Consider the following 260-nt stretch of genomic DNA (forward strand, 5'->3'; position numbering starts at 1 on the left):
GTGCCGGTCAGGTCATCGGTGAACAGGCCGTAGCTGGTGGCGAACGCCGGGGCCAGATCAGCGAGGCGGAGAACGGCGATGTCGTTCTCGTCGACGACCTGGCCGGTGTAGCCGGCGTTGACGAAATAGGCCGACACATCGACGGCGGTCGCCAGCGGGCTGTTGCTGGGAACCACGTCCTGATCGGAACCACCGTAGAAATAAGCCGTGGTCTTGATCGGGGTTGCCGTGCCGGCCCCACCGCTGACGCAGTGTGCGGC

Annotated in this window: 1 protein-coding gene; it reads right to left on the reverse strand. The window is 65.8% G+C overall.

Features of this window, described 5'->3' with window-relative positions; translation table 11 throughout:
• Positions 1-260 (reverse strand): hypothetical protein (locus AC0IW9_RS31120; protein WP_471652160.1); only part of this gene is annotated, 260 nt, incomplete at both ends.

Source organism: Belnapia sp. AC561 (genome assembly GCF_979252845.1).